This window comes from Halobellus sp. (assembly GCF_042218505.1).
In the GTDB taxonomy this organism is placed as follows: Archaea; Halobacteriota; Halobacteria; order Halobacteriales; family Haloferacaceae; genus Haloquadratum.
Genome location: NZ_JBDGQZ010000015.1, coordinates 63,816 through 71,005, shown reverse-complemented (window position 1 = coordinate 71,005; position 7,190 = coordinate 63,816). Strand labels below are relative to the sequence as shown.

General features: G+C 66.8%; 8 protein-coding genes. 5 read left to right on the top strand and 3 right to left on the bottom strand.

Going from position 1 to position 7,190, the window contains the following annotated elements; translation table 11 throughout:
- Positions 1-654: hypothetical protein (locus ABEI27_RS04375; RefSeq protein ID WP_375798191.1), on the bottom strand; the 654-nt coding region annotated here is incomplete at its 3' end.
- Positions 655-808: 154 nt separating this feature from the next.
- Here ABEI27_RS04375 and ABEI27_RS04370 point away from each other — a divergent pair.
- From ABEI27_RS04370 to ABEI27_RS04355, 4 genes are all read left to right on the top strand, one after another.
- Positions 809-1,738, top strand: coding sequence for a Vms1/Ankzf1 family peptidyl-tRNA hydrolase (locus tag ABEI27_RS04370; RefSeq protein WP_375798190.1), 930 nt, complete (start codon positions 809-811; stop codon positions 1,736-1,738).
- Between the two features lie 82 nt (positions 1,739-1,820).
- Entirely contained in the window at positions 1,821-2,870 is a 1,050-nt protein-coding gene (locus tag ABEI27_RS04365; protein WP_375798189.1) for a DUF1611 domain-containing protein, read from the top strand.
- A gap of 2 nt (positions 2,871-2,872) precedes the next feature.
- Entirely contained in the window at positions 2,873-3,925 is a 1,053-nt protein-coding gene (locus ABEI27_RS04360; protein WP_375798188.1) for a dipeptide epimerase, read from the top strand.
- Between the two features lie 277 nt (positions 3,926-4,202).
- Positions 4,203-4,658, top strand: coding sequence for a UPF0179 family protein (locus ABEI27_RS04355; RefSeq protein WP_375798187.1), 456 nt, complete (start codon positions 4,203-4,205; stop codon positions 4,656-4,658).
- Positions 4,659-4,662: 4 nt separating this feature from the next.
- On the opposite strand, the gene ABEI27_RS04350 is transcribed toward ABEI27_RS04355, so the two are convergent.
- Positions 4,663-5,481 (bottom strand): succinylglutamate desuccinylase/aspartoacylase family protein, encoded by an 819-nt coding sequence (locus ABEI27_RS04350; RefSeq protein WP_375798186.1) that lies wholly within the window; start codon positions 5,479-5,481, stop codon positions 4,663-4,665.
- Positions 5,482-5,542: 61 nt separating this feature from the next.
- On the opposite strand from ABEI27_RS04350, the gene ABEI27_RS04345 reads away from it, so the two are divergent.
- The gene (locus ABEI27_RS04345; protein ID WP_375798185.1) at positions 5,543-6,037 is read left to right on the top strand and encodes a DUF309 domain-containing protein; all 495 of its coding nucleotides are present in this window, start codon (positions 5,543-5,545) and stop codon (positions 6,035-6,037) included.
- 5 nt (positions 6,038-6,042) lie between these two features.
- Here the strand turns inward: ABEI27_RS04345 and ABEI27_RS04340 are convergent, their stop codons facing one another.
- Positions 6,043-7,077 (bottom strand): AIR synthase family protein, encoded by a 1,035-nt coding sequence (locus ABEI27_RS04340; RefSeq protein ID WP_375798184.1) that lies wholly within the window; start codon positions 7,075-7,077, stop codon positions 6,043-6,045.
- Between the last annotated feature and the right edge of the window lie 113 nt (positions 7,078-7,190).

Genomic DNA, 7,190 nt, shown 5'->3' with positions numbered 1-7,190 from the left:
TTCACCGTACCCCGGCGGCGTCTCGGTGTGTGCGAGCCGGAGACGCGAGAGCGATGTCGCGCGGGTGATCTCGTACCCATAGATAGCGAGCCCCAACATCGCAATCGAGACGGCGGCGATACCAAGGAGGCGAGAGGGGACGATGAGCACCGCAATGAGGATCGACCCCGAAAAGAACAGCGTCAGGGCGTGATCGATCGTGAAGTTCGGCTCGAACCGCACGCTGGCGTAGTCCACGAGCGCAAGCGGCAACAGCCCCAGAAATGCCATATTCACCCCGGAGAATCCGTAGCCGACGAGCGGTCGGAGGACGATGGCATTGAGGCTCGACAGCACGAACGGAAGCACAGCAAGGAATACGACGAAGGCGATGCGGAACCGGTCGGCTTCGTCCGCGAGGAGGTAGCAGAGATACGCAGTCGGTGCCAGAACGAGATAGACCAGGAGGTTCGTCAGGAAGTGTTCGAGAGAGAGGTGGACGAAGTTCGAGACGTAGGCGTCGACGATGGTCGGCTCCGCATACGAGAGCGCGAACGACTGCCGGATCGGCCGCGGGAGAGCGAACAGAGCCACGAGCGCAACCGGGACAGCCGCGACGAGCAGCACGTCGACTGCCCGGGCACGTGCCCGGACCGCCTTCCCGAATGATTCCATCGCCTCCGGATTAGACCACGTGTCTGAAAGTGGTACCGGAGCCGACTGGCGAGAGCGACCGACGGCCACGGCGCGCCGAAATAGTGACCGCGCATCCACGAAACCCGCCACACCGACGGCAACCGATAAGTGCCCCGCGGCCGCCCGTCAGGGTATGCTTGACGAGTTGCTCGGCCGGGCGGAACTCAAAGCCCGGATCGAGGAACTGGAGGAGGAGAAGCGCCACCTGGAGCGGCGCGCAGAGGCAGAAGAAGAGCGCCGCTCGGAGGCGGCCAAGAAGCGTCAGGAGGCCGAGGCCGAGGTGAACCGGCTGGAAGACCGGATCGAGGGACTCGAAGAGCGCGTCGAGCGACTCTCGGCCGAGGACGAGACGGAGGTCTCGTTCCGCCGCACCGAAGCAGTCAGCGGGCCCCGTCGTGACGAGGTTCTCGACCGCCTCCGATCCGTCGAGACCGGGCCCGAGGGTGCGCTGACGGCGATGGTCACGGAGTCGGTCCCCGGATCGCTCGTCGAGGAACTCGGTCAGCGGTCGGCGCTCGTCCGGCGGGCCGCGCCGTGCCTGGTCTGTGTCGACGACGCCGGCCTCGTCGCCGCGGCACTGACGCCCCCCACGCCGCCGGCTCCGTTCGCGGAGTGGGGCGAGTCCTTCCGCCTCGACCCGTCGTGGTTCGTTCCCATCGCGCCCGTGTGGGTCGCGCTAGTGCGCTCTGATCTGTTCGCGCTCGGGATCTACGACGGAAGCGAAATCACACTCGTCGACGACGTCGAGTCCGACGTAATGGGCGCGCACTCGAAGGGCGGCTTCTCACAGGCCCGCTTCGAGCGACGGCGCGACCAGCAGGTCGACGACCACCTCGACCGGGCGCGAGACGTGCTGAAGGCGCATCTTGACGCCGACCCGGCCGAATCCGGGGTCGCTCCGAGACCCGACGCAAGCGTGATCGTCCTCGGTGAGGAGACCGTTCTCGGTCGGTTTACCGATCTCGCGGATCGGACAGCCGCGGTCGACGCCACCGGCGACCCGGATAGTGCGCTCCGCGACGCCATCCGAGAGTTCTGGACAGTCCGGCTGTCGCTGCTGTGAGCGATGGCGGTGAAGCGCCGATGAGTGCCCCGACGGCGGTCGGATCACGACAGTTAACACACCGGTCGTCCTCAACCCGAGTATGACTGCAGACGCACAAGGCGACGAACGGGTCGTCGTCCTCGCTCACGAGAAGTTCCCCGAACGCGCGAAGACGGCGACAGGCGTTCTCAAGTACGCCGACTACGACGTCGTCGCTGTCCTCGACCGCGACCACGCCGGCACCACGACGACCGAGCACCGCGCGGATCTGCCGGCGGTCCCGATTGTCGAGTCGATGGCCGACGCTCCCGCAGCCGATACGCTGTTGATCGGGATCTCGCCCATCGGCGGCGACTTCGACGACTCCTGGCGGCCGGACGTCCGGACCGCAATCGAGCGCGGGTGCGACGTCGTCGCAGGACTCCACTCCTTCCTCACAGCGGACCCGGAGTTCGCCGCGCTCGCGGCCGAACACAACGTGGACCTGAGAGACGTGCGGGAGCCGCCGGCGGATCTGACGGTCGCCTCGGGTGCGAGCGCCGACGTCGACGCCGAAGTGGTCCTGACGGTCGGCACGGACTGTTCGGTCGGAAAGATGACCGTTGCGCTCGAGCTGCTCGAGGCCGCCCGCGAACGCGGCGTTGACGCCGGCTTCGTTCCCACAGGACAGACGGGGATTATGATCGCCGGCTGGGGGAATCCGATCGACCGGGTCATCGCCGATTTCACCGCCGGCGCGGTCGAGGAGATGCTCGTCGCCGTCGGCGACGAATACGACGTCCTGTTCGTCGAGGGCCAGGGGAGCATCGTTCACCCGGCGTACTCGGCTGTCACCTGCGGGATCCTCCACGGCGCGATGCCGGACGCGATGGTACTCTGTCACACCGCGGGACGAGAGGCCATCCACGGCTACGAATCGTTCGATCTTCCCCCGATCGAAGAGTATGTCACCCTCTACGAGCAACTGGCCGCGCCGGTCCACGGGAGCGAGGTCGTCGCGGGCGCACTGAACACCTCGGCCGTCGAAAGCGACAAGTCGGCCCGGGCCGCCGTCGAGGAGTACACCGACGCGCTGGCGGCCCCCGCGACCGACCCCGTCAGATTCGACGCCGACGCGGTCCTGGATCCGATCCTCGACGATGAGTACTAAATATGCCAACGCTCACCACAAATTTCGAGCGGGTTACACTTCCGCTCGCAGACGAGTTCACCATCGCTCGCGGGACACAGACCGACGCGGAGAACGTCGTCGTCAGGATCACCGACGGGGAGGGGCGAACGGGCGTCGGGGCCGCCGCGCCAGCGACGCACTACGGCGAGACGGTCGAGACGGTCGAAGCCGTCCTTCCCGACCTGCTGGAGGTGGTCGAGTCCGTCGGCGACCCGCACGCGAGCCAGCGGATCGAACGGGCGTGCCGTGCCGTCGTCGGCGATAATCCTGCGGCGCACGCCGCCGTCGACGTCGCACTCGCTGATCTCGCAGCCACGCGTCTGGGGGTCCCGCTGTACCGCCAGTGGGGACTCGACTCGGCCCGCACGCCGAAAACGTCGTACACGATCGGACTCGACGACACTGAGCGGATGCGCGAGAAGACCCAAGAGGCGGTGGCGGCGGGCTACGACGTGTTGAAAGTGAAACTCGGAACGGAACGGGACGCCGAGATCGTCGCCGCCGTTCGCGAGGCAGCCCCCGAGGCCCGACTTAGGGTCGACGCCAACGAGGCGTGGACGCCGCGGGAAGCCGTCGAGACCATCGGCGAACTGGTGGCACAGGACGTCGAGTTCGTCGAGCAACCCGTCCCAGCGGACGACCCCGAAGGTCTCCAGTTCGTCTACGGCCGCGCCGCGCTTCCGATTGCGGCCGACGAGTCCTGCGTGCGGCTCCCGGACGTGCCCGCTGTCGCGGACCGCGTCGACATCGTGAATCTGAAACTGATGAAGTGCGGGAGCCTGCGGGAGGCGACGCAGATGATCCACGCCGCCCGAGCGCACGGGCTGGAGGTGATGCTCGGGTGTATGATCGAGACGAACGCGTCCATCGCCGCGGCCTGTCACCTCGCGCCGCTGGTCGATTACGCGGACCTCGACGGGGCACTCCTGCTGGAAGCCGACGAGTTCGCCGGCGTCCCGACGACGGGAAGCGAGATCTGTCTCGACGAACTCGCCGCGGACGGACGCACTGGCACCGGCGCCAGACAGATCTGAGTCGAGAGCCCCCGCGCCGGACGTAAGTTTATATACGAACCTGGGACCAGCAGTGATGTGACGTGACATTCGCCCCGCGCCGTACTGCAGTCGTTCGGCACACCGGCGCGGGCCGCCCGGAAGAGTGCCGACTGGTCGCCACAACAGACCGATAGGCGCGATTGCAACGCTTTGCTCACTACTCCGCACGACTACGTTCGATCGGCTGTGCAATCGGGTGCAACCGCTGCTATAGCACACACAGGCTTAACAGCGCGCGCCGAATACATAGCTGTAGATGCCCAAAGTCACGCTCATCGGAGACCGGCTTGCGTCCACGGGGACCGAGTTCGTCTACGAGGGCGAGTCCGCGGCGTGTGAGGGCTGTCCGTACCGCCAGCAGTGCCTCAATCTCACCGAGGGCGTTCGCTACGAGGTGACCGAGGTCCGAGAGAGCGGCCAGTTACTCGACTGCGCCGTTCACGACACGGGCGTTCGCGCGGTGGAGGTCGAGCCCGCCTCGATCGCCGCAAACGTGGCCTCGAAGGGTGCATACGCCGGCAGTAAAGTGTCGCTTCCCGGCCCCTGTCCGCACACGGAGTGTCCGAGCCACCAGTACTGCGTCCCGGACGGTGTCGACTTCGACTCGGAGTACCGGATCGACGACGTGCAGGGCGACCCGCCGCACGAATTCTGTTATCTGGACCGGGAGCTGACGCTCGTGGAACTCGCACCGCCGGAGTCGACGGAGTAAGGCCTCACGCGAGCGTTCCGAGTCGGTCGGCCGCGTACCCGTACACGTCCTCGTAGCCGTTCGCAGAGAGCAGCACAGGATAGAACTCGCTCTCGGCGTTGAACGCCTCACCGTCGGCGGCGGCGACGGGGTCACCGGGTGCGACCCGCTGGAAGTTGTCGACGAAGACGCGGTAGTCCTCGGCGGGCCCCTTCGGGATCTGATCCAGCAGGCGGAAGACCGTCACTTCGTCCCCATCGCGGCGGTGCAGCGACAGCGGCGGTTCGACGTCGCCCTCGATCGGCGCGGGGAGGACGCCCGTCGCAGAGAGGAACGCGCGAACGATCCAGTAGGCGTTGGCCGCCGCCTCGTCGCTGCGCTGGAGGCCGCACTCGACTTCCACAGTGTGGGGATGATCGATGAGTCGGCCCACGGCGAACGGTCCCGTCTCGACGAGGTACTCGATCGGCAGATACGGGCAAACGGATCGAGCGATGGCGTCGACCTCCTCAATGAGCGCGAACGGTTCGGCGTACGACTGCGTCGAGTGGAGCGAGAGCACAGTCTTTCCGCGGAGTTCGCGGGCGAGATTGTACGCGAGTCGTCCTTCGTGCGTGTCGGCGCTCGGATCGCCCGGGAACGACCGGTTGAGATCCGTATCGAGGTAGCGGACGCCCGCTTCGAGCGCCTCTTCGTTCGCGATCACCAGTTTCACTGGTCGCTCGACGCTCGGATTCTCGGCGCGGAAGCGTTCGATCGCGCGCTCACCGCAGGGCTCGTCTCCGTGGATCGATCCGACGACAGCGACCTCGGGTGTCCCCTCCCCGAGTTCGTAGATTCGCATCACGTCCTGACAGGAGGCGGAGAGTCAAATCTCTTTGTTTGTGGACCGCGAAGAGTCACGCGTGACCGACCACACCCGTGACGACACTGTCGGCCCCCCGACGTTCGGCTCACCGACGGGCTGGGATCCAGAGCGCCTCGCCTCGAACGGGTGGGAGCACGGAACGCTCCGCCGAGCGACGGTTCACGGCGTCAGGCTCTATAACTCGAAAGCCTACCACGAATCTCACGACTGCTTCGAGCACGAGTGGTACAACTACGGTTCGGGGACGACCGAGAGCGCGTTCCTCCACGGGATGGTCCAGGTGGCTGCGGGCGCGTACAAACACGTCGACTTCGGGAACGACGACGGGATGCGCTCGCTGTTTCGGACCGCGTTGCAGTATCTCCGCGGCGTCCCCGACGACTACTACGGCGTCGACGTCGCGGAGGTCAGATCGACGCTCGACGCCGCGTTGGCCGATCCAACCGCTCTCAACGACTGGCGGATCGAAATCGACGGTGAGCGGCCCGACGCCGACGAACTCGACTACGAGTACGCCGAGCGGATCGACTGAACCGACTACGCCTCGCTCGCCCGCGCGAGTTCCTCGTAAGCGGCCCAGGAAGGATCGACGTCGGGGTGGTCGATCGGCTCCCCGTCGACGACGACGGTCCCACGTTCATCCGCTTTGGCCGGCGACTGCACCGTTCCAGCGACGCCAACGGGGACTCCCTCGGCTTCCAGCGCGTCGACGACGGCCGAGGTCTGATCGGGATCGACGGCGAGCACCAGGGTGCCACCGGTCGTCGCCGTCCAGGGGTCGATGCCGAGCACTTCGCACGTCCGGCTGACGCCCGGGCGGACGGGAATCTCCCCGGTTTGGAGGTCTAGACGGACGCCGGCCCCGGTTGCCACCTCGACGAACGCCCCGAAGAGGCCACACTCCGTCGCGTCGTGCATCGCGGTGACCCCGCCGACTGCGGCCGCCGTCATCGCCTCGCGGACGCAGGCGGCCTCGTCCAGGCGCGCCTGCGCGGCGGCGAGCGTGTCGGCGTCGAAGTCGAACTGGTCGGGGAAGAGCGTTGTGAGGAGCCCAGTCGTCTCCACGGCCGGGCCCTTCGTGACGAGGACGTCGTCGCCGATCCGCGCCCCGTCGGGGCGGATCACGTCGTCTCGCGGACCAACCGCGAGCGCGGTCGCACCGCCGATCCACGGGAACGAACACTCCGCGTAGCGAGCGGTGTGGCCCGTCACAATCGAAATTCCGAGGTCGTCCGCCTCAGAGTGGATCGTCCCCCAGAGCGTCGCGAATTCCTCGTCTGTGAACTCCGGAGGTAGCGTGAACGAAATCGCCAGATGCGACGGGGTGAGACCCGAGACAGCGACGTCGGCGAGGACGAAATCGAGGGCGAACCGGCCGGCGCGCTCGAAGCCCAGGTCCGGGATGACCGAGACCGGATCGGTCGCGATCGCGACAGCCGTGCCGTCGAGGTCGATGAGTCCGAAGTCGACGCCGTGCGTGGGACCGATCGCGACGTCGTCGCGGTCGCGACCCAGTCGCGGAAAGACGTACTGATCGAGGAAGTCGCGATCGACCTTGCCGAGATCAGCCATATCTGCGACTCGACTCGCGCCGGTTTGAACGTGGCGCTATCGACGGTGTCGTTTCGTTGGAACTCGACGCGAATCGGCTGGAGGCGAGAAGTGGCGGTCGGTCGTGGGGCGGG